At 71.1% G+C, this 25,181-nt stretch carries 21 protein-coding genes; 8 read left to right on the top strand and 13 right to left on the bottom strand.

Going from position 1 to position 25,181, the window contains the following annotated elements:
* Nucleotides 1-84: 84 nt before the first annotated feature.
* The 6 genes from AB0B94_RS08915 to AB0B94_RS08940 all read right to left on the bottom strand — a co-directional run bounded on the left by AB0B94_RS08915 (nucleotide 85) and on the right by AB0B94_RS08940 (nucleotide 4,556).
* Entirely contained in the window at nucleotides 85-1,050 is a 966-nt protein-coding gene (locus AB0B94_RS08915) for a pyridoxal-phosphate dependent enzyme (protein WP_357270400.1), read from the bottom strand.
* An 11-nt stretch (nucleotides 1,051-1,061) separates the two neighbouring features.
* Nucleotides 1,062-1,463: a MoaD/ThiS family protein gene (locus AB0B94_RS08920; protein WP_357270403.1), complete on the bottom strand. Its 402-nt coding sequence runs from the start codon at nucleotides 1,461-1,463 to the stop codon at nucleotides 1,062-1,064.
* A gap of 65 nt (nucleotides 1,464-1,528) precedes the next feature.
* Complete coding sequence (locus AB0B94_RS08925) at nucleotides 1,529-2,017, bottom strand: M67 family metallopeptidase (RefSeq protein WP_308193375.1); 489 nt, start codon at nucleotides 2,015-2,017, stop codon at nucleotides 1,529-1,531.
* Nucleotides 2,018-2,069: 52 nt separating this feature from the next.
* Nucleotides 2,070-2,570: a DUF2017 domain-containing protein gene (locus AB0B94_RS08930; RefSeq protein WP_210780952.1), complete on the bottom strand. Its 501-nt coding sequence runs from the start codon at nucleotides 2,568-2,570 to the stop codon at nucleotides 2,070-2,072.
* Entirely contained in the window at nucleotides 2,567-2,857 is a 291-nt protein-coding gene (gene clpS / locus AB0B94_RS08935) for an ATP-dependent Clp protease adapter ClpS (RefSeq protein ID WP_088946433.1), read from the bottom strand. The genes AB0B94_RS08930 and clpS overlap by 4 nt, the downstream gene beginning before the upstream one ends.
* A gap of 148 nt (nucleotides 2,858-3,005) precedes the next feature.
* Nucleotides 3,006-4,556, bottom strand: a complete 1,551-nt coding sequence (locus AB0B94_RS08940; protein WP_357270406.1) for a hypothetical protein — start codon at nucleotides 4,554-4,556, stop codon at nucleotides 3,006-3,008.
* A gap of 193 nt (nucleotides 4,557-4,749) precedes the next feature.
* Here AB0B94_RS08940 and AB0B94_RS08945 point away from each other — a divergent pair, with 193 nt between their 5' ends.
* The 4 genes from AB0B94_RS08945 to AB0B94_RS08960 are packed head-to-tail and all read left to right on the top strand — an operon-like array spanning nucleotide 4,750 to nucleotide 10,653.
* Entirely contained in the window at nucleotides 4,750-7,428 is a 2,679-nt protein-coding gene (locus AB0B94_RS08945) for a LuxR C-terminal-related transcriptional regulator (RefSeq protein ID WP_357270409.1), read from the top strand.
* Nucleotides 7,429-7,444: 16 nt separating this feature from the next.
* Entirely contained in the window at nucleotides 7,445-8,731 is a 1,287-nt protein-coding gene (locus AB0B94_RS08950; RefSeq protein ID WP_357270412.1) for a nicotinate phosphoribosyltransferase, read from the top strand.
* A gap of 49 nt (nucleotides 8,732-8,780) precedes the next feature.
* A complete protein-coding gene (locus AB0B94_RS08955; RefSeq protein WP_238666479.1) occupies nucleotides 8,781-9,362 on the top strand; it encodes an isochorismatase family protein in 582 nt (193 codons plus the stop codon).
* Between the two features lie 40 nt (nucleotides 9,363-9,402).
* Nucleotides 9,403-10,653, top strand: a complete 1,251-nt coding sequence (locus tag AB0B94_RS08960) for an MFS transporter (RefSeq protein ID WP_357270415.1) — start codon at nucleotides 9,403-9,405, stop codon at nucleotides 10,651-10,653.
* 464 nt (nucleotides 10,654-11,117) lie between these two features.
* Here the strand turns inward: AB0B94_RS08960 and ctaD are convergent, their stop codons facing one another.
* Together ctaD and AB0B94_RS08970 are read right to left on the bottom strand one after the other, a co-directional pair.
* Nucleotides 11,118-12,875 (bottom strand): cytochrome c oxidase subunit I, encoded by a 1,758-nt coding sequence (gene ctaD, locus AB0B94_RS08965; protein WP_357270418.1) that lies wholly within the window; start codon nucleotides 12,873-12,875, stop codon nucleotides 11,118-11,120.
* A 130-nt stretch (nucleotides 12,876-13,005) separates the two neighbouring features.
* Entirely contained in the window at nucleotides 13,006-14,112 is a 1,107-nt protein-coding gene (locus AB0B94_RS08970; RefSeq protein WP_357270421.1) for an FAD-dependent monooxygenase, read from the bottom strand.
* Nucleotides 14,113-14,411: 299 nt separating this feature from the next.
* Here AB0B94_RS08970 and AB0B94_RS08975 point away from each other — a divergent pair, with 299 nt between their 5' ends.
* Together AB0B94_RS08975 and AB0B94_RS08980 are read left to right on the top strand one after the other, a co-directional pair.
* Nucleotides 14,412-15,533, top strand: coding sequence for a cellulose binding domain-containing protein (locus tag AB0B94_RS08975; RefSeq protein ID WP_357270424.1), 1,122 nt, complete (start codon nucleotides 14,412-14,414; stop codon nucleotides 15,531-15,533).
* A gap of 121 nt (nucleotides 15,534-15,654) precedes the next feature.
* Entirely contained in the window at nucleotides 15,655-17,220 is a 1,566-nt protein-coding gene (locus AB0B94_RS08980) for a SulP family inorganic anion transporter (protein WP_357270427.1), read from the top strand.
* Nucleotides 17,221-17,303: 83 nt separating this feature from the next.
* Here AB0B94_RS08980 and AB0B94_RS08985 read toward each other — a convergent pair whose 3' ends face one another.
* From AB0B94_RS08985 to AB0B94_RS08995, 3 genes are all read right to left on the bottom strand, one after another.
* On the bottom strand, nucleotides 17,304-18,269 hold the full coding sequence (locus AB0B94_RS08985) for an N-acetylmuramoyl-L-alanine amidase (RefSeq protein WP_357270429.1): 966 nt from the start codon (nucleotides 18,267-18,269) through the stop codon (nucleotides 17,304-17,306).
* Nucleotides 18,269-18,421: a hypothetical protein gene (locus AB0B94_RS08990; protein ID WP_238666485.1), complete on the bottom strand. Its 153-nt coding sequence runs from the start codon at nucleotides 18,419-18,421 to the stop codon at nucleotides 18,269-18,271. Before AB0B94_RS08990 ends, AB0B94_RS08985 begins: the two co-directional genes overlap by 1 nt.
* 125 nt (nucleotides 18,422-18,546) lie before the next feature.
* Nucleotides 18,547-19,335, bottom strand: a complete 789-nt coding sequence (locus tag AB0B94_RS08995; RefSeq protein WP_357270433.1) for an aldo/keto reductase — start codon at nucleotides 19,333-19,335, stop codon at nucleotides 18,547-18,549.
* Between the two features lie 94 nt (nucleotides 19,336-19,429).
* On the opposite strand from AB0B94_RS08995, the gene AB0B94_RS09000 reads away from it, so the two are divergent.
* Both AB0B94_RS09000 and AB0B94_RS09005 read left to right on the top strand, forming a co-directional pair.
* Nucleotides 19,430-20,473, top strand: coding sequence for a DNA polymerase ligase N-terminal domain-containing protein (locus AB0B94_RS09000; protein ID WP_357270436.1), 1,044 nt, complete (start codon nucleotides 19,430-19,432; stop codon nucleotides 20,471-20,473).
* A 14-nt stretch (nucleotides 20,474-20,487) separates the two neighbouring features.
* Complete coding sequence (locus tag AB0B94_RS09005) at nucleotides 20,488-21,678, top strand: threonine synthase (RefSeq protein ID WP_357270439.1); 1,191 nt, start codon at nucleotides 20,488-20,490, stop codon at nucleotides 21,676-21,678.
* A gap of 51 nt (nucleotides 21,679-21,729) precedes the next feature.
* On the opposite strand, the gene AB0B94_RS09010 is transcribed toward AB0B94_RS09005, so the two are convergent.
* Entirely contained in the window at nucleotides 21,730-23,097 is a 1,368-nt protein-coding gene (locus AB0B94_RS09010; protein ID WP_357270442.1) for a pectate lyase, read from the bottom strand.
* Between the two features lie 258 nt (nucleotides 23,098-23,355).
* Nucleotides 23,356-25,155 (bottom strand): glycoside hydrolase family 15 protein, encoded by a 1,800-nt coding sequence (locus AB0B94_RS09015; RefSeq protein ID WP_357270445.1) that lies wholly within the window; start codon nucleotides 25,153-25,155, stop codon nucleotides 23,356-23,358.
* Nucleotides 25,156-25,181: the final 26 nt, after the last annotated feature.

Consider the following 25,181-nt stretch of genomic DNA (forward strand, 5'->3'; position numbering starts at 1 on the left):
AACGTGACACCCGCTCGCGGTCCGCCGGGAAGCGCACGGGCCGTCGACGAATGTCGACGGCCCGTAATCGGCAGATCGGATCGGTCAGGCCCAGAGCTGCCCCTCCAGGGCGTCCTCGGCATCGGCGAGCGTGCCGCCGTACGCGCCGGTGGACAGGTACTTCCACCCGCCGTCACAGACCACGAAGGCCACATCGGCCCGCCGGCCGTCGCGCACCGCCTCGTGCGCCACCGCCAGCGCGGCGTGCAGGATCGCACCGGTGGAGAACCCGGCGAAGATGCCCTCCACCTCCACCAACTGGCGGGTGCGCAACACCGCGTCCCGGGTGCCCACCGAGAACCGCCGGGAGAGCACCGAGGCGTCGTAGAGCTCCGGAACGTACCCCTCGTCGATGTTGCGCAGGCCGTAGACCAACTCGCCGTAGCGCGGCTCGGCGGCCACGATGTGGATGCCCTCGACCTTTTCCCGCAGGTAACGCCCGGTGCCCATCAGGGTGCCGGTGGTGCCCAGCCCGGCCACGAAGTGCGTGATGCTGGGCAGGTCGTGCAGCAGCTCCGGCCCGGTCGTCTCGTAGTGCGCCCGCGCGTTGGCCTCGTTGCCGTACTGGTAGAGCATCACCCAGTCCGGGTGCTCGACGGCGATCTGCTTCGCCGTGGCGACCGCCTGGTTGGAACCACCCGCCGCCGGCGAGAAGATGATCTCGGCCCCGTACATCCGGAGCAGTTGCACCCGCTCGGTGGAGACGTTCTCCGGCATCACGCAGACCACCCGGTAGCCGCGCAGCTTCGCCACCATTGCCAACGAGATGCCGGTGTTGCCACTCGTCGGCTCAAGGATGGTGTCACCCGGGCGGAGCCGGCCAGCCTCCTCCGCCGCCCGGACCATGAACAGCGCCGCGCGGTCCTTGATGCTGCCGGTGGGGTTGCGGTCCTCCAGCTTGGCCCAGAGCCGCACCGGAGGGGCTCCGTCGGGCACCGTCGGGGAGAGCCGGGGCAGGCCGACCAGCGGCGTACCCCCGCAGGCGTCGAGCAGGCTGTCGTACCGCGCCATGGCGGCCGACCTCAGCGAGCCGCGACGGCGTCGCGGGCCGCCGCGTCGGCGGCACTCTGCGGGCTGATGCTGTGCGAACTGATCGCCGCTGCCGCCGCGCTGTGCGAACTGATCGCCGCCGCCGCGGCGAAGCCGAACGCGCCGCCGGCCACCGCCGGCAGGATGGTGACGCTGTCGCCGTCGGAGAGCTTCGCGTCGAGCGCGCCGAGGAAGCGGACGTCCTCGTCGTTCACGTAGACGTTGACGAAGCGGTGCAGCGTGCCCGCGTCGGTGATCAGCCGGCCGCGCAGACCGCCGTGCCGGGAATCCAGGTCGGTGAGCAGATCGGCGAGCGTGTCGCCGGTGCCGTCGACGACCTTGGCGCCGCCGGTGTAGCTGCGCAGGATGGTGGGGATGCGAACCTCAATGGCCATGATGTGGAACTCCTCGATCGGGTGTGCCTACGGTGACGGGACGAGATGGCTGCGGCGCTGACAGGTCAGCGGTCGGAACACTCGTAATCGACCGTCGCCGGGCTCTGCCCGAACATGTAGGACTGGACGGCGTGCGGGTCGACGCCGGCCTCCACGACACGGACCGGCTCCTCGGTGACCACGCCGTCGACGATCCGGAACGACCGGATCTCCTCCGAGTCGGGCTCACGGGTCGAGACGAGCAGGTAGTGCGCCCCCGGCTCACCGGCGAAGGAGACATCCGTCCGCGACGGGTACGCCTCGGTGGCGGTGTGCGAGTGGTAGATGACGACGGGCTCCTCATCCCGGTCGTCCATCTCCCGCCACACGCGCAGGTGCTCCATCGAGTCGAACTCGTAGAAGGTCATCGACCGCGCGGCATTGTCCATCGGGATGTGCCGGGTCGGGGTGTCGCTGCCGACGGGACCGGCGACCACGCCGCACGCCTCGTCAGGGTGATCCCGGCGCGCGTGGGCGACGATCGCGTCAATGATCGACCGGTCGATGCTCAGCACGTGCACCAGCCTAACGCCTGCGGGGCACGGGCCGAAGTGGTGCCGGTCACCCCTAGTCGATCAAGGCGTTGAGCAGCGACTCCTGTAGATACCCGAGATAGGCGTAGACCGAAAGCTGGAACACCCTGCTGGAACCAGGGTCCTCAGCGACAGCGTCGTCCAACTCCTCGCCCAGATCAGTGCCGTCCTTGATCTCCAGGCGGACGCCCATCGCCAACCGGGCGTCGTTCAGTGCCCGCAACCACGCCTCGGCCGCCTCGGCGTCCAACCGCACCTCGCCACCGGCCTCGTCCGGCAACGCGGCCAGGATCGCACCCGCCTGATCGATCTTCGCGGTCTTCAGGTCGCCCTCCGTGTAGCGGCGAAACTCGGCAGTGCCCGGAGCGTCCTGCGGGTAGACCGCCGGAAAGAGCCGACCGACCACCGGGTCGGTGTGGTCGAAGCCGTCGGTGAGCAGACCCACCACCTCGGAGGCGACCTTGCGCAGCACCCGCACCTCGTCGACGGCGAAGACGGCGACGTAGTGACCGGCCTGGCGATGGAACATGCTCATGATCTGTCCACCGTCGCCCACAGCCCGTACGCGTGCAGCTGCGACGCGTCGTGCTCCATCCGTTCGCGGGCACCTGTGGAGACCACGGCGCGGCCCTTGTGGTGCACGTCAAGCATCAGCTGTTCGGCCCTCTCCCGGCTGTAGCCGAAAAGCTTCTGGAAGACCCAGGTCACGTACGTCATCAGATTGACCGGGTCGTCCCACACGATCGTCACCCACTGCCGGTCGGACGCCGGCACCTCGTCAGTGTCCGGCGTCTCGACCGGTGCAACCTGCGGAGCCGCCATGCCCCCCATCGTGCCACCGGTTTCCCGGAACCGAGGAACCGGAACGCCGGCCCGGCGCGGATCACCCACCCCGGGCCCTCCCGACCCGCCCCGGACGCCATCGGAGGTGGGGTCCGGCCCGGACCCGGACCAACCGGTGGGCGCGCCGTCAGGCGAGCAGAATGCCGTGATCGACTGCATCGGAGAGCACCACGCCCAGCGAGAGGCGGATCACCTCGAACCGTCGGGAGATCTCCCTGGACAACCCCAACTCGACCTCGCGCACCGCCCGTTGGGACCAGGCCCGCGCGGCGCTGTGGTCGCTGTTGCCTGGCGTACGCCACTGCTGCCAGCACCCGCCGGAGAGCGCCACCGCGACCGGCGGGAGCACCTCGTCCCGGGAGGCCACCGGATAGCTGGCGGCGGCGTCGATCGCCTCCATGCCGGTCAACTCGGCCACGCCGGCGGTACTGGTGATCAACAGCACCTTGTCCAGTTCGTGGCCGGGCCGGTGATCGGACAGGCCGTACTGGACGGCGAGGGCGATCCGGCGGCGCACGCCTTCGGCCGGCGGCGCGCCGAGCACCTGGGACGCGACGTCGGTCATGATGCCGCGCACCGCCTGATCGCACTGTGCGGTGGCCAACAACGACAACGCCGCCATCTCCCGGTCGAGGAGATCCGGTAGGCCGGCACAGCCGACTCCGAACACGATCTCCTGAACGGCCCGAAGGTGGATGTTCGCCAACTCCAGGGCAAGGTGCTGGCGGATCCGCTGCGCACACGAGCGGGCGTGGCGGTCGAGCCGCTCGGACCAGTCGCCCGGATCGGCGGCCACGGCGACGCGGCCCTGCTGGCCCGGCAGGACCGGTGGGTCGACGCTGGCCCGCTGCAACCCCTCACGCGACGCCCAACCCACCAGTGCCCGCCGCAGATCGGAGGCGGTGCCCGCACCGTCGACCGGGAACCACCGTGCACTGGCCAGCGCCGGCACCGCGGCCAGGAGAGCCGCCCGGTGCGCCTCCACGGTCACCGCCACCGCATCCACCTCGGTCTCCGCGCCCACGACCGGCGGGACGGACGCCCCCGCGCCCTCCGTAGTCGCCGTGCCGTCGGTCGGCGGAGCCCACCCCGACGCGCCGGGGGTGACCGCGAAGACGACCTCCACCGCGCTCGGGGCGACTTCGGCGAGCAGGTTCAACTCAGCGGCGCTGAAGGCCTGGTCGGCAGCGATCACGAAGAGCAGCGCTCCGGCTCGGCCCGCCGCTTCGAGCAGCACCCGGGTGCCGGACACGCCGAGGGTGGCGGTGTCCGGAACGTCGATCAGGGTGAAGTGCCGCAGCAGCGGCTCGGGCACGCTCAGCTCGACCCGCCGGGGCGGGCGGGCCAACGCCGGACCGGCGGCATCCCGGTCCGCGCCGTACGAGTGCGGCTGGCGGTAACCGGGCACGAACGCCGCCCGGGTGGGCACCTTGGCGTCGCGTACCACCAACCAGCTGCCCGCCGGCACGGTGAGCATGACCGGGTCGAGCCCGAGCAGTGTGGCGAGCACGGCACGCCGCTCGGCACCGGCCGGACCGACAGCGACCACGCCGAGCGGCTCGTCCGGGGCGGCGCCGGACACGCCGACCCGAGTGGGCAGAGGGCCGCAGGTGGGTAGATCGGATGGGCCGGTCATGTCGTCCGGCGAATCGACCGAGGGGAGAGGGCCCTGCTTCATCAGGTGCCTCCCGTTGCAGGTGACCGGAGGTCCGGTCGCGAAAATTCCGGTACGAAACCCGGATGTCGGAAGACTACGTGCGGGCTGGCGACCGGGCGGAACACCTCGAATACTCAGCGGTAATTGTGCGATTACTCAACTTCGCACGGTGACGGTACGGGCGCGGACGGATTCCGGTCGATATGCTGCGCGAATGAGTCGATGGGAGTTCGTCGGCCGCACGGATGAGCTCAACCGCCTGCTGGAGGCGGTGACCGGTGAGGCCGGCCGCGGGCTCTTCTTCAGTGGCAGCGCTGGCATCGGCAAGAGTCGCCTGCTGCGCGAGGGTGTGGCCATGTTGCCCACCGACCGGTTCGCGATCTGGTCCATCGCCGCCAGCGCCACCACAGCGGCGCTGCCGTTCGGTGGGCTGGTCCAGGTCCTCCCCGCCGAGCAGCCCCAGGGCCTCTCCCCCGCCGGCATCCTGCGCTGGGCGCTCAATGTGCTGCAACAGCAGGCGGCCGGCCGGCGCATCGTGCTCGCCATCGACGATGCCCACCTGCTCGATCCGCCCTCGGCCGCACTTGTGCATCTGGTCGCCCGCGCCGAGAACGCCACAGTCCTCGGCACCCTGCGCGACGGCGAGCAGATCCCGCTGCCGATCCGCGCACTCTGGACCGACGACCTCGTCGAGCACGTCGAGCTGACCCCGATGCCGCAGGAGGCGACCACCGACCTGCTGGCCGCGATCCTGGGCGGCCCTGTCGACGCCGGCTCCGCCGACCGGCTCGGCCGACTGTCGGCCGGCAACCCGCTGCTGCTGCGCGAGCTGGTGCACGCCGCCAACGGCAGCGCCGAGTTGAAGCGCACGTACGGGATCTGGAAGTGGACCGGGCGACTGGAACTGGCACCCAACCTGACCGACCTCATCGACACCCGGGTCGGCAAGCTCACCGACGGCGTCCGCGCGGTAGTCGAGCTGGTCGCGTTCGGCGAACCACTGGGCCTGCACCTCCTCAGGCAGGCCGCCGAGCAGTCGGACGTGGAGACCGCCGAGGAACGCGGGCTGATCACCGTCATTCAGCACGACCGGCGCACGAACGTCAGGCTGGCGCACCCGCTCTACGGCGAGGTGATGCGCCGTCGCTGCCCGGTCAGCCGCACCCGCCGGCTTCAGGCACACCTCGCCGAGCTGCTCGAACAGGTCGGCAAACGCCGACGCGACGACCTGTTGCGGGTAGCCGTCTGGCGACTCGACTCGGGCACCGCACAGGACCCGGCTCTGCTGCTGGACGCCGCGGTGCAGGCGTTCACCCGCTACGACGTGCCGCTGGCGACCCGCCTGGCGCGGGCCGCGCTGCACGCCGACGGCGGCTACGACGCGGCGGAGTTGCTGGCCACCATCCTGATGTTCGCCGACCGGCCCGACGAGGCGATCGACGTCCTCGACGCGGTAACGCCCGAGCCCGGCGACGAGCGGCGACTATGCCGATGGCTGACCGTACGCGGCATGGTCAGCTACTGGGGGCTGAGCCGGGAGTCCACGGTGGAGGAGATCGCCGATCGGGTCGAGCAGCTCAGCGACTCCGCCGACCGGTCCCGGGTGCACGCCTTCGAGGCGATCATGCGCCTGCACCGGCTGGACACTGACACCGCCGTGCAGCTCAGCCGACGGGTCCTGGACCGGCCGGCGGCCGGCGTCGCCGCCCGCGAGCTGGCCCGTTCCACCATCGCGTACGTCCAGGCCGCGCAGGGCGAGCTGACCCGCAGCGGTACGGCCATCGCCCAGGTGCACTCGGCCGCGGCGAACTGGCGCACCGACATGCCGTACCTCCAGTTGGCCCTGGAGCTGGCCCGAGGCACCCGACTCATGCTCACCGGCGACCTGGCCGGGATCGACGCGATCGTGGCCGACGAGTTCGCCGACCTCGCCGGTGCCGGCGACTTCCGCCTCGGCACCGGCTACCTGGCCATCCTCCAGGCGTACGCGGCCCGGCTGCGCGGGCAGAGCGACGCGGCCATGCGTACCTCCCTGGGCGCCTGCGCGGTGCTGGCCACGAGTCGGGTCTACGCCGGTCTGGCTCAAGCCGAACGCGCCCAGGCGGCGGCGCTGCGCGGTGACGCCGCGCAGGCGGTCGCGGCGATGGCCGAAGCCGACCGCACCCACGCGCCGGGCATGGCGGTGCTCTACCCGTGGCTGGATCAGGCCCGGGGCGCGGCGCTCGCCGCCTCGGGCGACCTGCCGGGCGCTGTCAAACACCTCGGTGACCTGGTGGACCGGCTGCGCTCGGATGGCTTCGCCGGGCACGAGGTGCATGTCCTGCACGACCTCGTCCGACTCGACCAGGCGAGCATGGCAGTCGGCCCCACCTGCTCCGACGGTGGTCGACGCACTGTCGCGCAGCGCCTCGCCGAGCTCTCCGAGCGGGTCGATGGGGTGCTCCCGCCGCTGCTGGCCCGTCACGCCCGCGCCGCAGTGACCGACTCCCCCACCGATCTGCTCGCGGTCGCCGACGACTATGCCGCCCTGGAGTTGACCGTGTACGCGGCCGAGGCCACCTCCCAGGCCGTCCAGCGGCTGCGCCGGGCGCACCCGGCTGCCGCCAACGACGCCCGGGAGCGCCTCGCCGGGCTGCTCGGGCGGTGTGACCTGATCCGGACGCCGGCGCTTGAGGCCGGAGCGCCGGTGCTCACCGAGCGGGAGTGGCAGGTGGCGCGCCTCGCCGCGCACGGCGCTCCCAGCCGGGCCATCGCCGAACGGCTCTACCTGTCGGCGCGCACCGTGGAGAACCACCTCCAGCGGATCTACGCCAAGCTCGGCGTCACCGGGCGGACCGAACTGTGGGCAGCGCTGCGCTCGATCCCGGGCCACGACGGCGGCGACCCGAGCTGAACCTTAGGCTGGGGCGGTGAGCATCCACCGCCCCGCGCTCCTGACCGACCACTACGAGCTGACAATGGTCAGCGCGGCACTGAAGGACGGCACCGCCGACCGCCGGTGTGTCTTCGAGGTGTTCAGCCGCCGGCTGCCCAGCGGCCGCCGGTACGGCGTGGTCGCCGGGACGGCCCGGCTGATCGAGCTGATCCGCGACTTCCGGTTCGACCCCGCCGAGGTGGAGTTCCTGCTGCGGACCGGGGTGGTCGACGAGGCGGCGGCGGCGTGGCTCACCGACTACCGCTTCACCGGCGACATCGACGGGTACGCCGAGGGTGAGCTGTTCTTCCCCGGTTCACCGATCCTCACCGTCTCCGGCGGCTTCGCCGAATGTGTGGTGCTGGAGACGCTGGCGCTGTCCGTGCTCAACCACGACTGCGCGGTGGCCGCCGCGGCGGCCCGCATGGTGACAGCGGCGCGGGGCCGGACGCTGATCGAGATGGGGTCGCGCCGGGCACACGAGGAGGCGGCGGTGGCCGCGGCGCGGGCCGCGTACCTGGCCGGGTTCCGGTTCACGTCGAACCTCGCCGCTGGCGCGCGCTACAGCATCCCCACGGCGGGCACCGCGGCGCACGCGTTCACCCTGCTGCACGACGACGAGCGGGCGGCGTTCGCCTCGCAGGTCGCCACGCTGGGCAAGGACACCACGCTGCTGGTCGACACGTACGACATCAGCCAGGGCATCCGCAACGCCATCGCGGTGGCCGGGCCGGACCTGCGGGCGGTACGGATCGACTCGGGCGACCTCGCGGTGATCGCTCAGCAGTCCCGGGAGTTGCTCGACTCGCTGGGCGCCACCGAGACCAAGATCATCGTTTCCGGTGACCTGGACGAGTACGCCATCGCCGCACTGGCCGCCGAACCGGTGGACATGTACGGCGCCGGCACTGCCGTGGTCACCGGCTCCGGGGCACCGACCGCCGGGCTGGTCTACAAACTGGTCGAGGTCGAGGGTCGGCCGGTGGTGAAGCGCTCCGAGCACAAGGCCACCATCGGCGGTCGGAAGGTCGCGGTCCGCCGGCACAAGCCGACCGGCACCGCCACCGAGGAGGTCATCGTTCCGCAGGGCGTTCCCGACCGGCAGCCCAACGACCGCCTGCTCCAGCAGTCGTACGTGGTCGCCGGTGAGTCGGTGCCGCTGCCCACCCTCGACGAGTCACGGGAGCACCTGCGAGAGTGTCTGATCTCCATCCCGTGGGAGGGACTGAAGCTCTCGGCCGGGGATCCGGCGGTGCCGGTCACCGTCGTACCCGCTGGTTGAGTTCATCCCCGAGCGCCACCCCGACAGTGCGGAGAGAGGAAACCCCCCGATGGCCAACGCGCTGATCATCGTGGACGTGCAGAACGACTTCTGCGAGGGCGGCTCGCTGGCCGTCGCCGGCGGCGCAGGGGTGGCCGCCGGCATCTCCCGGTTACTCGCCGCCGAGCCGGACCGGTGGACGCACGTGGTCGCCACCAAGGACTACCACGTCGACCCGGGTGCCCACTTCGGCGATCCGCCGGACTTCGTGGAGTCCTGGCCCCGGCACTGCGTGGTCGGCACCAGCGGTTCGGAGTTCCACAGGGAGCTGGACACCGCCAGGGTCGAGGCGATCTTCCACAAGGGCGAGCACGCGGCGGCGTACTCCGGTTTCGAGGGCCACGCCGACGACGGCGAGTGCCTGGCCGACTGGCTGCGTCGGCGCGACGTGGACCGGGTCGACGTGGTCGGCATCGCCACGGACCACTGCGTCCGGGCTACCGCGCTGGACGCCGCACGGGAGGGTTTCGCCACCACAGTGCTGCTGGAATTGACCGCCGCCGTCGCACCGGCGACCACCGACGTGGCCCTACGCGCGATGGAGGGCGCCGGGGTGATCATGCACGGCCAGCCTGTGATCAGGGCCGCATGAGCTGCTAATTGGTTGGCCCAGGGGCCGCCGCCGGTCAAGGATGTCGCCGGAGGTACGGACCCACGTGAACATGAAGCCTTACCGGCGGGCGCTCGCCCTGCCCGGCCTGCGGTCGCTGCTACTGGTTGCCGTCCTCGCCCGCATCCCGCTCACCGCGACCGGGGTGACGCTGACCTTCCACGTGGTGCTCGATCTTGATCGGGGCTACGGGGCGGCCGGCCTGGTGGGTGCGGCGGTCACCGTGGGAGCGGCGATCGGTGGGCCGCTGCTCGGCCGACTCGTGGACCGGCGTGGACTGCGCCCGGTCCTCGTGCTCACCGCGATCGCCGAGGCGATCTTCTGGTCCACCGCGCCGTCGCTGGCGTACCCGGTGCTCCTGCCGGCCGCGTTCGTGGCCGGCTCCCTGGCCCTGCCCATCTTCTCCGTGGTCCGTCAGTCGATCGCCGCGCTGGTCCCCGAGGACCAACGCCGCCCGGCCTACGCACTGGACTCGATGTCGGTGGAGCTGTCCTTCATGATCGGCCCGGCGTTGGCGGTGGCCCTGGTCACCGCGATCTCCGCGCAGACCACCATGTACCTGGTCGGTGGTGGCATCGTCGCCGCCGGGATCGCCCTGTGGGTGGTCAACCCACCGATCCGGGAGGAGGCCACCGGGCCCACCGGCCCACAACGCCGCGTGCCGCGCCGGGAGTGGCTGACCCCCCGACTGCTCGCCGTCCTGGCGCTCAGCGCCGCGGCGACCCTGGTGCTCGGCGGCACCGACGTGGCGGTGGTCGCCGTCCTGCGGGCCAGCGGCGAGGTCGGCTGGACCGGCGCGGTCCTGGCCATCTGGGCGGTCGCCTCGCTGGTCGGCGGTTTCGCCTACGGCGCCGTACACCGCTCGTTCTCCCCGCTGGTGCTGACCGCCGCGCTGGCCCTGTGCACCATTCCGGTGGGGCTGGGCGGTGCGCACTGGTGGCTGCTGTGCCTGGCGCTGATCCCCGCCGGCGCTCTCTGCGCGCCGACCATCGCCGCCGGCTCGGACGCGGTCAGCCGCCTGGCTCCGGCCGAGGTACGCGGTGAGGCGATGGGTCTGCACGGCTCCGCGGTCACAGTAGGCATCGCGATCGGCGCACCGCTCGCCGGCGCGGTGATCGACGCCAGCGCACCACCCTGGGGCTTCGTGGTGACCGGTGCGCTCGGCGCGCTGGTCACCCTGGTGGTGCTGCCGATCGAGCTGCGCCGCCGCCGTATCGCCGACGCGGCCACCCCTCCGCCCGCCGAGGCCGACCTCACCTCCGCCGCCCACTGACAACCGCAACGACGCGGCGAAGCTGAAGGTCGGCGTCCCTTTCGCCTCCGCGTCGCGCTGCCCGCAGGCGGCGACGGGACGCGGGACCGGCCTTCGGCGGGGTCCGCAGCGCGGACAGCATCATGCTGATGAGCCTGATGTCTGTGAGTCATCACGATGACTCACAGACATCAGGCTCATCAGTGAGATAGTCCCGAGGCCCGGCCGCGCCGAGCCAACGGCACGCCGGCCAGGACCAGGCCGAACCAAAACCGCGCCCAGCCGAGGCCGCACCCGGCCGGGACCGCGCCGAACCAACACCCCGCCGAGCCAAGGGCGGGCACGCCGCGTGGACGAGCCGCTGGCAAGCGGCGTGGAGCGGCCGGAACGGGGCGGGATGCCAGAGTGACGATGGGCTGGACATGGCGACGGGCGCCGCTCCCGGTGTCCCGGGGGCGGCGCCCGTCGTACTGCTGAGGTGCGCGTCAGTGCCGGTCGACGTCGCTCGCGGTGTCCTCGCGGTAGCTGGCTCCGCCGTCCGACTCGCTGGTGAGCGGCTTGGCGCCACCCTCCGGCGGGCCGGCCAGGCTCTGGCCGGCGGCCAACTCCGGGAACTTCGCGTCGAACGCCGGCCGCTCGGAGCGGATCCGCGGCATCCGGTCGAAGTTGCGCAGCGGCGGCGGGCTGCTGGTCGCCCACTCCAGCGAGTTGCCGTGACCCCAGGGGTCGTTCACCTCGACCACCGGGCCGGTCTTGTACGACTTCCAGCAGTTGTAGATGAACGGCAGCGTGGAGATACCAGTGATGAACGCGCCGATCGTAGAGATCGTGTTCAGCGTGGTGAAGCCGTCGCTGGGCAGGTAGTCGGCGTACCGACGGGGCATGCCCTCGTTGCCGAGCCAGTGCTGCACCAGGAACGTGGTGTGGAAGCCGATCATGGTGAGCCAGAAGTGCACCTTGCCCAGGCGCTCATCGAGCATCCGGCCGAACATCTTCGGGAACCAGAAGTAGATGCCCGCGAAGACCGCGAACACGATGGTGCCGAAGAGCACGTAGTGGAAGTGCGCCACCACGAAGTACGAGTCCGACACGTGGAAGTCGATCGGCGGGCTGGCCAGCAGCACACCGGTGAGACCACCGAAGAGGAACGTGACCAGGAAGCCGACCGCCCAGAGCATGGGCGTCTCGAAGCTGATCTGGCCCCGCCACATGGTGCCGATCCAGTTGAAGAACTTCATACCGGTCGGCACGGCGATCAGGTAGCTCAGGAAGCTGAAGAACGGCAGCAGCACCTGGCCGGTGGCGAACATGTGGTGCGCCCAGACGCTCATGGAGAGCGCGGCGATCGCGACGGTCGCGGCGACCAGACCCTTGTAGCCGAAGATCGGCTTGCGGGAGAAGACCGGAATGACCTCGCTGATGATGCCGAAGAACGGCAACGCCACGATGTAGACCTCGGGGTGCCCGAAGAACCAGAACAGGTGCTGCCAGAGCATCGGCCCACCGGTTGCCGGGTCGTACACGTGCGCGCCGAGGATGCGGTCCGCGGCGAGCGCGAAGAGCGCGGCGGCCAGCAGCGGGAAGACCAGGATCACCAGGAGGCTGGTGACCAGGATGTTCCAGGTGAAGATCGGCATCCGGAACATGGTCATGCCGGGCGCGCGCAGGGTCAGCACCGTGGTGATCATGTTCACGGCGCCGAGGATCGTGCCCAGGCCGGAGATGGCCAGACCCATGATCCACATGTTGGCGCCGACGCCCGGCGAGTGCTCGACGCTGCTCAGCGGCGCGTACGCGAACCAGCCGAAGTCAGCGGCGCCACCCGGGGTGATGAATCCGGCGGTCGCCATCGTTCCGCCGAACAGGTACAGCCAGTAGGCGAAGCTGTTCAGCCGGGGGAAGGAGACGTCGGGCGCGCCGATCTGGATCGGCACGATGTAGTTCGCGAACGCGAACACGATCGGAGTCGCGAAGAACAGCAACATGATCGTGCCGTGCATCGTGAAGAGCTGGTTGTACTGCTCGGGCGACAGGAACTGCAGCCCGGGTCGGGCCAGCTCAGCACGCATGACCAGAGCCATCAGGCCACCGATCATGAAGAACGCGAACGCGGTGATCATGTACATGATCCCGATTTGCTTCGCGTCCGTGGTTCGCAGCAGCCGCGCGATGGCCGACCCCTTGACCGGCTCCCGGACCGGCCAGGGCCGGGTCACGACCGGCTTGGGTGCGACGGTGGTCACGAGTGGCCTCCGGTTCTCGGTTGTCCCGCTCGGCACACGCTGGTTATCGGCGGGCCGTCATCCGCAAGGAGGATAGTCCCCGGCAGGTCGCAGCGCCGCGTGGGGTGGCGTGACACGATCTACTACGGGCCTACAGCGGGCCGAGCAGGAGCCGGTAGTGCTCCCCGAAGATCCGGTCGCCGCGTCCGCGCAGCAATGGGTCGCGCAGCGCCGGCGGAACGTCCCTGGTGCGGTTGCGGTCCCGGGTCCGGTCCCGCACCCATCGGGTACGCGGACGGCGACGACTTTCGTACGCCACCAGCGCCGCCTCCACGCTGTTCGCGGCGCGCAGCGACTCGGCCAGCACCACGGCGTCCTCCAAGGCCATTGCCGCACCCTGCGACAGCGTCGGCGCGGTGGCATGCGCGGCGTCCCCGACCAGCAGGACACGCCCCCGGAACCAGCGACCCAACTCCACCTCGTCGGTGATCCCGACGTGCACCTCGTCGAGGGCCGCCAGCACCTCTGGCACCGGGCCGCGGTAGTCGGCGAAGAGTTCCCGCAGCCGCGCGAGGGGGTCGGCGGGCTCCTCGGTGCCGGCCTCGTCGGCGTAAAGGTGCAGCCGCCCGGCACCGATCGGCACCATCAGGAACCCGGAGCGCTGGCCGAGCAGTGCGGTCCACTCGGTGACCGGTGGGCCGTCGCGCAGCACAGCCCGGTAGACCACCTGCCCGACCGGGCGCGGCGGACCACCGAGCGCGGCCAGCGCACGGACCGAGGAGCGTGGCCCGTCCGCACCGATGACCAGGTCGTACTCCGTGGTGGTGCCGTCGGTGAAGGTGACGCCGACGGCGCCCGGAAGCAGGTCCAGGGTGCGGACCTCGGCGCCGTGCCGGACGGCGCCGCCGGCGCCGCTGAGCAGCACCCGGTGCAGGTCGGCCCGGGGCAGCGCCCGGCACTCGCCGACGCCGGCCCATAGTGCGTCGAGGTCGACCTCGCAGAGTTGCGCGCCCGCGGCGTCGAAGAACAGCTGCCGGCGGATCACCTGCCCGATCGGCCGGACCGGGTCGTGCAGGTCGAGCCGGTGTAGTGCGCGGGCGGCGTTGCCGGGCAGGTAGAGACCGGTCTCGGTGGACTCCCCAGGCGGCAGCTTGTCGGTGACGTCGGGCCGGAAGCCCGCCAGGCGCAGCGCCCGGGCTACGGCCAGGCCGGCGATGCCCGCGCCAACGACGAGGATGCGCAGGGGGGAGCCACCCATGGTGGTGTACGCCTCCGGAGGGGGAACGGCACGCGTCGGAGGCAACACGCTACTCGGAGCGATCGGCGCACACCAGGCCCAATCGGCCCGCACCCTGCCACTCGTCGGCGAGCCGCGCCGCTTGGCTGGCCGTCAATGGCCAGCCGTCCGGCGGGACGAGGCAATCCTCATAATTCACCAGTTCGACCTGGACGGTTGCGCGTCAGTTTCAGACATGTAAATGTGTCGTTGAGCGTGGGAGCGCTCCCGCATCGCCCCACCACATCCGGCGCCCGGCACGCGCCGAGTCGAGGAGTGTCATGAAACGTCAACTTCGGGCCCTGGCCGCCGCCGGGTTGCTGGTCGCCAGTTCGCTGGTGGCAGTAGCCCTCGGCGGCAGCGCCTCCGCCGACACCCAGATCTGCGAACAGTACGGCTCGACAGTCATCCAGGGCCGCTACGTGGTGCAGAACAACCGCTGGGGCACCACCGCCCAGCAGTGCATCAACGCCACCAGCAACGGCTTCGAGATCACCACCCTGAACGGCAGCAGCCCCACCAACGGGGCGCCCACGGCGTACCCCTCGGTGTTCTTCGGTTGCCACTACACCAACTGCTCCCCCGGCACGAACCTGCCGATCCAGGTGAGCCAGATCAGCAGCGCCACCAGCAGCATCTCCTACCGCTACGTCAGCGGCGCCACCTACAACGCGTCGTACGACATCTGGCTGGACCCGTCGCCCAAGCGGGACGGCGTGAACCAGATGGAGATCATGATCTGGCTCAACCGGCAGGGTCCGATCCAGCCGATCGGCTCGGTGGTCGGCACCACGAACCTGGCCGGGCGCACCTGGGAGGTCTGGCGGGGCAGCAACGGCTCCAACAACGTCATCTCCTACGTCGCGTCGTCGGCGATCTCCAGCCTGAACTTCAGCGTGCTGGACTTCATCAACGACACCCGCAACCGGGGGGCGATCACCAACTCCTGGTACCTGACCAGCATCCAGGCAGGCTTCGAGCCGTGGCAGGGTGGCGTCGGCCTCGCGGTCACCTCGTTCTCGGCCAACGTCAACGGTGGCGGCCAGCCGCCCACCAACCCGACGACCCCGCCGCCCAGCGGTGGCGCGAGCTGCGCGGTGAAGTACACGGCGAACTCGTGGAACAACGGCTTCACCGCCGACGTGCAGATCACCAACACCGGTTCCAGCGCGATCAACGGCTGGACGCTCAACTACTCGCTGCCGAGCGGGCAGACGGTCACCAGCGCGTGGAACGCCACGGTGAGCCAGAGCGGGTCAGCGGTGACCGCCCGCAACGTGAGCCACAACGGGTCGATCGCTCCCGGCGGCACCGCGAGCTTCGGCTACCAGGGCAACCTGAGCGGGTCGTACTCGTCGCCGACGAGCTTCTCGCTCAACGGGGCGACCTGCTCCCGCAACTGAGCCAACACCACCACCACGGCGGGGGCGCGACCTGGACGGTCGCGCCCCCGCACGTCGCTGGTCCCGGGTGAAAGAATCACGCTTAACTATGCATTAATATTATCTAAGTACCTTTTGGCGAATGTCGGCTTTAGCGTCATTTCGGCACGACGTCCCGTCGTCGATCGTTGTCTTCCTGATCGCCATTCCGTTGTCGCTCGGCATTGCTGCCGCCTCCGGGGCACCGCTGCTGGCCGGGCTGATCGCCGCAGTCGTGGGTGGAATAGTCGCCGGTACGCTCAGCGGCGCACCGCTCCAGGTCAGCGGGCCAGCGGCCGGGCTCACGGTGATCGTCGCGGGGACCATCGCCGAGTTCGGCTTCGCCGGCACCGCCGCGATCGTGACCGTCGCCGGGCTGCTGCAGATCCTGCTCGGCATCACCCGCCTCGGGCGGGCCGCGCTCGCCCTGTCGCCAACAGTCGTACACGGGATGCTGGCCGGCATCGGCCTGGTCATCGCGCTGAGCCAGGTCCACGTCGCGCTCGGCGGCGCGCCCCAGAGCTCCGCGTGGGCGAATCTCCGTGACCTACCCGGCCAGATCGCCGGCTACCACAGCGTGTCCGTGCTGCTCGGTGCGCTGACCATGACGCTGTTGCTGGTCTGGTCACGTCTGGTCAAGACCACGATGCTGCCCGCGACCCTGGTGGCGGTGGTGGTCACCACCGTGGTCGCGACGGCCCTCGATGCCGACGTGGATCGGGTGGATCTGCCGGCCGATCCCCTGGGCGCGATCACCTTCGCCCGCTGGCCCGACTCACCGCCGTGGGAGGTTCTTCCGGCCGTCCTCACCATCGCCCTGGTGGCGAGCGTGGAATCTCTTCTCTCGGCGGTGGCCGTCGACCGGATGCACCACGGCCCACGGGCGAACCTCGATCGTGAACTCATCGCCCAGGGCGCCGCGAACGCCGTGTCCGGCACGCTCGGCGGTCTCCCGGTCACCGGCGTCATCGTGCGCAGCTCGGCCAACGTCGCGGCCGGCGCACGCACCCGCACCTCGGCCATCCTGCACGGGGTCTGGATCGCCGGGTTCGTGATGGCCGGCGCCGTACTGCTGGAGATGATCCCGATGGCCGCGCTCGCCGCGGTCCTCGTGGTGGTCGGCGTACGGCTGGTGAGCCTCGCGCAGATCCGCACCTACGCCCGGCACCGGGAGCTGCCCATCTACGTGGTCACCGCGGTCGGCGTGGCCGCCACGGACCTGCTCATCGGGGTCGGGCTGGGCATGGCGACGGCGGTGCTGTTCATGTTGTGGCGGTTGGCCCGGTGCGAGATCCACGTCACCGAGCCGAATCCCGGTAGCTGGCTCGTGTCGATCATCGGCACACTCGCCTTCGTCGCCTCCGGACGGCTCACCCGCCGACTCGCCGCCCTGCCCCCGCGGCAGCACGTCGAACTCGAGCTGCACCTGGACTATCTCGACCACGGCGCGTACGAGACCATCCGCGACTGGCAGGCGTCCTACACACGGGCCGGTGGCACCGTCCACGTCGACGAGGTACACGGCTCCTGGCTTCATCGCGCAGGCACCGACGGGCTCGGCACCGGCAAACGCACCTCCCCGTGCCTGACACGGGATCGTCGGTCTGCGGATGCGCAGGGGCCGACCCGTCACGAGTTGCCGCCACCCCGGTCCACTCCGATCCCGTGAGGTCGGGGCATCCCGCGCCGGGGACACCCCGACTTCCGGGAAGTCGAGTCGATCAAGACGGGGCGGGGCGCGTCACGCCGGGGTCAGACCCGGGTGAGGCGTACGGCGTCGGCGATGACCAGGCCGGTGGTGTTGCTCCACCGGCTCACGCCGACCCGGTTGGCGTCGCCCGCCGGCAGCGTGAACGTGCCGAGGACCCGCCACTGCCCGCCGGTGGCCCGCTGGTCGACCCGGACGGTCTGGTTGCCGGCGCCGGTGGCGACGATGTACGGGGCGGCGCTGTTGTAGCCCGCGTTCGCGGGCCACCATGCCTCGACCCGGTAGTTGGCGGTGGCCGGGACGTTGAACCGGTACCACGCGACGTCACTGGCGGCGACCGGGTCCGCGTAGCGGTAGTCGGCGCCGTAGCGCTGACTGGAGTACGACGACACGCCCCAGTTGGCGCTGGCGGTGAACCGACCGCTGGTGGTGTTGTCCACGGTGGAGGACCATGCCGCGCCGCCGCCGGCCATTCTCGCCGCCACGTCGGCGCGCATCACGTTCAGGTCGATGAAGGATGGGTCGATCTTGCCGGTGGTGCTGGTCTCCCGGTGGCCTCTGGCGTAGCTGCTGTCCCGGCCGAGCCGGGTGAGCACGGCGGCGGTGGCGGCGAGCGACGCGTTGTACTGCGCGGCGGTCATCTCCTGGTTGACGCCGTTGTAGTCGATCTCCCACCCGATCATCAGGGTGTTGCCGTCCCCGGCCGGGATCGGTCCGCTGCCGCCGCTGACTCCGGCGTGGTTGCACCGGCCGGCGGAAATGACGTGGAAGACACCGTTGTAGTCGACGAGCGCCTGGCACAGCGGGCCCGGCAGGTCGGACCGGCCGTTGATGCAGATGCCGAGCGCCGGGTGCGGGTTGCTGGCGCTGGAGGTCGAGGCGGTGTGGTGCCAGAGCACTCCGATGGGGTCGAACGAGCCGGGCCGCATCCGGTTGAGCCAGTCGCCCTCGACCACCACCTGGACCCCGGCTGCGCGCAGCACGTCCACCAGCCAGGGAATCGTCGCCATCAGGCGTCCTGAAGCAGGTCGGCGAGGCACTCGGCCTTCGGCGCGGCGCTCGCGGCGGCGGGTCGGGTGACGACTGTCAGCGCGGCGACCACCAGGGCGGGGATGCCGAGCACCCCACGGCGGGGCAGACGGATGGACGGGGTTCGGGCCATGGCGATCCTCCAGCGACGGCGGGTACGAACGGATCGACGAACGTGATGACGGGACGCTATACCGTCACGTACGTCGATGTCGATACCCTTCATTGCTGGGTCGGGCGCTGAAGGAATTCGCCGATTCAGACCTCGCCGAGCGCGTCGATGTCGCGCATCTCCTCCGCCGTGAGCGAGAAGTGGAAGACGTCGAAGTTCGCGGTGATCCGCTCCGGAGTCACCGACTTCGGGATCACCACGATCTCGTGGTCGATGTGCCACCGCAGCACCACCTGCGCCGGGGAGACGCCGTGCGCGCCGGCGATCCTGGTCAGCACCGGGTCACTGAGGTCGCTGGTCTTGAACGGGCTGTACCCCTCCAGCACCACGCCCCGGTCCCGGTGCTCGGTGTGCCGCTGCCGGTCGTACAGCGACGGGCTCCACCGGATCTGGTTGACGGCCGGGTTCTCCTCGGTGGACTGGATCAACTCGTCGATCTCCGCGGTGCTGTAGTTGCTCACCCCGACCGCCCGGGCCAGGTTCTCGTCGCGGGCGGCGAGCAGCTCGCGCCAGAGCGGGATGCTGTCCCCCGGCGACGACGGCGGCCAGTGGATCAGCCAGAGGTCCACCTGTTCGACGCCGAGCGCCTCCAGGCTGGCCTCCAGCGTCGCGCGCTCCCGGCCCACCCGGTCCGGCGGGAGCTTGGTGGTGATGAAGAGGTCCTCCCGACGCAGCCCGCTCTCCCGTACCGCGCGGCCGACCTCCCGCTCGTTGCCGTACACGGTGGCGGTGTCGAGGTGCCGGTAGCCGGTGTCGAGCGCGGCCAGCACGGCGTCGTAACCGGCCTGGCCGGTGGCCTGCCAGGTGCCGAAGCCGAGCAGGGGCATCCGCACGTCACCGGGGAGCAGGGCGGTGGGCTGGTCGGTGAGGTCCATGAGGTCCGTTCTACCCCGCCGCGCCCCCGGCCGCCGAGCGAACCGGACACTCCGACGTCCAGCGCACCGGTCCGGTCTGCCGGACAATGCCTGTGTGACCGACCGGCTGGACGAGTACCGGCGACGGCGGGACGCGGCCCGCACACCCGAGCCGGTGCCGTCGGAGAGCCCGTCGCCGTCCGGCTCCGACGCCGCCCGCTTCGTCATCCAGCAGCACCACGCCCGCAGCCTGCACTGGGACCTGCGCCTGGAGCACGAGGGGGTGCTCGCGTCCTGGGCGGTGCCCCGCGGCCTGCCCCGCGATCCGGGTCGCAACCACCTCGCCGTGCACACCGAGGACCACCCGATGGAGTATCTCGACTTCGCCGGTGAGATCCCGGCCGGTGAGTACGGCGGCGGTCGGATGCTGATTCACGACCGGGGCACCTACCGCTGCGAGAAGTGGCGCGACGACGAGGTGATCGTGACGCTCTCCGGTGAGCGGACCGCCGGCCGCTACGTCCTCTTCGCCACCGGCGGACGGGACTGGATGGTCCGCCGCACCGACCCCGCGCCGCCAGGCTGGACGCCGATGCCGGAGCTGGTCCGGCCGATGCGCACCACGCCCGCGGCCGGGCTCCCCCGCGACCGCGCCGCCTGGGGGTACGAGCTGCGCTGGGACGGTGTCCGGGCGATGGCGTACGTCTCCGGTGGGCGACTGCGGCTGCTCTCCGAGACCGACGAGGAGATCACCGGCGGGTATCCGTGGCTGCGGGCGATGGCCGAGGCGCTCGCGCCCACCGAGGCGGTGCTCGACGGTGTGCTGGTCCGCATCGACGGTGCCGGGCGGGTCCGCCCGGTTCGGCCGGCCAGCGGCAGCCGGGTCCCCGCCGGCGCCCAGTACCTGATCGTCGACCTGCTCTGGTTGGAGGGTGTGAGCAGCGTCGACGTGCCGTACGCGCAACGCCGGGAGCTGCTCGATGGGCTGGTCTTGTCCGGTACGCACTGGCAGACTCCGCCGTGGTTCCCGGGCGCGGGCGACGAGGCCCTGCGTGCCGGTCGGGAACAGGGCCTGCCGGGCGTGGTCGCCAAACGACTGGACTCGGTCTACCAGCCGGGGCGGCGCAGCCGGCACTGGCTGAGCATCGACGCGGTGTGACGGCGAGGAGCGACGTGTACCTGACCCACCTGGACTGCCCGCGCTGCGGCAGGGAGTACGCCGCCGACCGGTTACAGAATCTCTGCGAGTGCGGATCGCCGCTGCTGGCCCGCTACGACCTGCCGGCCGTGGCGAAGGTGGTCACCCCGGAACGTTTTCCGCTGCGCCCTGCCGACCTGTGGCGCTACCGGGAGCTTCTGCCGGTCGCCGACCCTCGGCACGTCACCACACTGGGTGAGGGCTGGACGCCGCTGTTGCGGGGTCCGGCGTACGGCACCGAGATCGGCATCGCGGACCTGATGGTCAAGGACGAGGGGCTGATCCCGACCGGTTCGTTCAAGGCCCGGGGCGCGGCGGTCGGGGTGAGCCGGGCCCGCGAGCTGGGCGTCGAGCGGATCGCGATGCCGACGAACGGCAACGCCGGGTCGGCCTGGGCCACGTACGCCGCGCGGGCCGGGATGCGCGCGACCATCGTCATGCCGCTGCAGGCGCCGAGCATCTGCCGCCGCGAGTGCGTCGCCGCCGGTGCCGACCTGCGCCTGATCGACGGGCTGATCGGGGACGCCGGTCGGCGGGTGGCCGAGCTGATCGCGGAGTCGAACGGGGCGATCTTCGACGCCGGCACGCTGCGCGAGCCCTACCGGTTGGAGGGCAAGAAGACGATGGGGTACGAGATCGTCGAGCAGCTCGGCTGGCAGACGCCGGACGTGATCATCTACCCGACCGGCGGTGGGGTCGGCCTGATCGGCATCCACAAGGCGCTGCACGAGCTGCGCGAGCTGGGCTGGATCGGCGACAAGCTGCCCCGGCTGGTGGCGGTGCAGTCCACCGGTTGCGCGCCGATCGTGCGGGCCTTCGCCGCCGGCGAGGATCGGGCGCAGCCGTGGGCGGACGCGCACACTGTGGCGTTCGGCATCACGGTGCCGGCCCCGCTGGGCGACGAGCTGATCCTCGCGGCGCTGCGGGAGTCCTCCGGCACCGCAGTCGCCGTCGACGACGCGGACATCCTGGCCGATCTGCGGGACTTCGCCGCCCGGGAGGGTCTGCTGCTCTGCCCGGAGGGGGCGGCCTGCCTCACGGCGGCCCGGCAACTGCGCGCGGGCGGGTGGATCCGGGCCGGCGAACGGGTGGTGGTGCTCAACACCGGCGCCGGGCTGAAGTATCCGGACACTGTCGACGTCTCCGGCGTACCAGTGATGGGGTGAGGTGACGGCGCCCCGCGGCCCCTGCGGCCCGCGGGGCGCCGTCGTGCCGGTCTACTGATAGGTGATGTCGGAGGGCGAGTAGAGGCAGTTGACGCCGTCGGCGCCCTCGCCGATCTCGGTCGGCTCGCTGCCCTTCGGCACGCCCTTGTACTTCACGCAGATCGAGGTCTCGCGGTCCGGGTCGCCGACGATGGTGATCCGGCTGAACCGGGCGGTGTCGCCCCAGTTGGTGTTGATGCCGGCGATCGCGTCGGTGTTCCGGACGATCACGTTGTCGATCACCACGTGCCGCTGGTACGACGTGGAGCAGTTGCCGCAGGCGCGGTAGAGCTTGCCGGCGTTCTCCACCCGGAAGTTCTTGATGTAAACGGTGCCCGACCCGTTGTGCTGGAAGACCTTGTCGCTGGCGGAGCGGGCCCCGCCGCCGTCGACGGTGTACGTGGTGCCGCCGCGGAAGGTCGCCGCGTCCTCGCCGACGTCCTCCCACCAGACGTTGATCAGGGTGCAGTTGCCCTCGCAGTGCACGCCGTCGCCGGCTGGGGCGCCGATGATCACGTTGCGCAGGGTGGCGCCGGCAGCCAGCTCGAACATCGGGTCCTGGCTCTCACTCTGCCCGCCGTCACCGATGCCGTAGTAGCGCTTGAGCCCACCGTCGAACGAGCCGGAGACCGGGATCGTGGCGTCCACCTTCTGGCTGCCGGTGGGCGTCGGCCAGCCGGCCGGCGGCGGTGTGGTGGTCGGCGGCGGCGTGGTGGGTGGCGGAGTGGTCGTCGGTGGCGGGGTGGTCGGGGTGCCGCCGCCGGACGAGTCGACAAGCACGTCGTCGAAGCCGCCGCTGGCGTACGCGGTGACCAGGCCGATCCGGCCCGCACCGGCGAGGCTGTTGCTGCCGGACGCGATCTGGGTGCCGTTGACGAAGCCGCGGATGGTGCTGCCGCTGGTCTCGATGCGCAGGTTGTACCAGGTGCCGGTGCCGATGCCCAGCGCGGCGGAACCGATCGCCGTGACGGAGCTTCCGTTGACCGCCTGCAGCTCGGCCCGGCCGGAGCCGAGCAGGGCCAGCCGGTACATCTTGGTGCTGCTGGTGGAGCGGGCGGCGAGTGCGACCAGGGCGCTGGACGAGGCGAAGCTCGTCGGCCTGACCCGGGCCTGCACTGAGTAGTTGGTCCAGCTGGTCTGGCCGGCGAACTGGCGGGCCAGCTCGCTGCCGGCGTTGGACTGGTTGAGCACGCCCGAGCCGTCGACGGCCCAGGTGCCGCCGGACTTGGACCAGCCGGAGGTGTCGCCGTCGGTGAAGTCGTCGCTGAAGACGGTGGCCGCGAAGGCCGAGGTCATGCCGGCGGCGAGGGCCGCCGCTGTCACCCCGGCGCCCACGGCCAGTAGTAGTGGTCGGCGGCCGGTGAAGCGTCTTTTCTGCACAGGTGTCCTCCTTGACGCATGTGGTGGTGATCCCTCGGCGGCCGTGGCGAGACGTGTCGGCACGGCGTGCTGCGCTGAACGGGATCGGTGTGCGGCCCCGCCGGACGCCCGGATCCGAAGCGGGGTGAAGCGGGATCAAAGCCCTGGGGAAAGGGCTTTCCAGCTCCTTCGAGGCTAGGACCGCCCAAGCACCAGCGTCAATGCCTGGCGCTTGCAGGTCTGTTGCAGGATTTCCGACCGGGGCGGCACGCCCACCGATCAGTAGCTGTCCGGCCGGGTGATCCGCCAGGCCGCGTTGATCAGCCCGATGTGCGAGAGCGCCTGCGGCATGTTGCCGAGCTGCACCCCGGTGGACAGGTCGATCTGCTCGCTGAACAGGCCCACGTCGTTGGCGTGCCCGACGACCCGCTCGAAGAGCGCCTCGGCGCGCCGCTGTTCGCCGGTCATCACCAGGCACTCCACCAGCCAGAACGAGCACAGCAGGAAGCCGGCCGGGTCGGTCGTCCAACGCCGCAGCAGCCCGTCCTCGGTGCCCAGCTCGCGCTCGACCATCGCGATCGTCGAGCGCATCCGCGGGTCGGTGGCCGGCAGAAAGTGGGTGACCGGCAGGGCGAGCACCGAGGCGTCCAACTCCGCCGATCCGAACGCGCCGGTGAAGGCCCCGATCCGCTCGTTCCACCCCTCGCGCATCACCGCGTCGCGGATCTCGTCGCGGACCGTGGCCCAGCGATGTGGGTCGGCCCGGTCGCCGAGCCGGTCGGCGAGCCCCACCGCCCGGTCCATCGCGAGCCAGCAGGCCACCTTCGACGAAACGTAGTGGCGCTCCTCGTCGCGGGTCTCCCAGATCCCCCGGTCCGGCAGACGCCACGTCGCGGCCACCTGCTCGGTCAGCCCGAGCACCATCTCCCGCAACTCGTCCTCGAACGTCGCGCCGAGGTAGTCGCGCAGCCGCCACACCGCCGACATCACCTCACCCGGCACGTCGAGCTGCCGTTGCCGCCAGGCGTCGTTGCCGACCCGCACGGGCCGACTGTCGCGGTAGCCGCGCAGGTGGTTGCAGTGGTGCTCGGAGAGGTCGCGCTCGCCCTCCAGCCCGAAGAGCACCGGCACCGGCTCGTCGCCGAACCGGCCGATCGAGCGGGTCGCCCAGGCGAACAGCCGGGACGTCTCGTCGGGGCAGGCCGCCACCCACAGCGCCCGCATCGTCAACGAGAAGTCCCGCAGCCAGGAGTAGCGGTAGTCGTAGTTCCGGTCGCCACCGATCTGCTCCGGCAGTGATGAGGTCAAAGCCGCGGCGACCGCGCCACTGCGGGCGTACGTGAGGCCGGTCAGCACCGTGGAGCTGTGCGTGACGAGTTCGGGGTAACGGCCGGAGTATCTGTGCGTCTCCCGGAACGCCTGCCACGCCTGCGTCGTCTCGGCGAGGGTGGTCAACGGGTCCACCTTTGCCGGCGGGTCGCCGTACGCCTCGCCGAACGCGAGGTCCATCCCGATCACCTGACCGGCGGAGACCTCGAACTCGTGGGTCACCCGGTCCCTGCCCGCCCGCAGGTGCAGACCCCCGGCGCGCAACATCAGCACCACCGGGCCGGCACCGGCCAGCACCCCACCGTCGGGCTGCTCGTGCAGGTACGGCGTGAGCAGCCCGTACTCCGGGCGGGGCGCGAAGTCCAACGCCATCCGTACCCGCCCGGAGAGCCCTTCGACCACTCGGATCAGCACGGCGGGTGAATTCTTGCCCAGCTCGTGCGCGCGGGCGCCGACCTCGGCGGCCAGCGCGTCGGTGACCGCCACGCTGCCCTGCGGGGTGTGGTGCACCGTCCGCAGCACCAACGAGTCAGGAAGGTACGCGCGCTCCACCCGGTGACCCGGGCCACCGACCCCTACCGGCGCCAGCCGGAAGTGGCCAGCTCCCGGGTCGAGCAACCGCGCGAACACCGACGACCCGTCGAACCGGTGCGGGCACCACCAGTCGATCGAGCCGTCCTTGCCGACCAGGGCGCCCGAACGGGAGTCCGAGAGGAACCCGTAGTCGGAGATCGGCTGCTGCTGCTCCACCCGCCGGGGGTACCCGCATCGGCCCG

The organism is Micromonospora sp. NPDC048986 (assembly GCF_040649335.1).
GTDB lineage: Bacteria > Actinomycetota > Actinomycetes > Mycobacteriales > Micromonosporaceae > Micromonospora > Micromonospora alfalfae.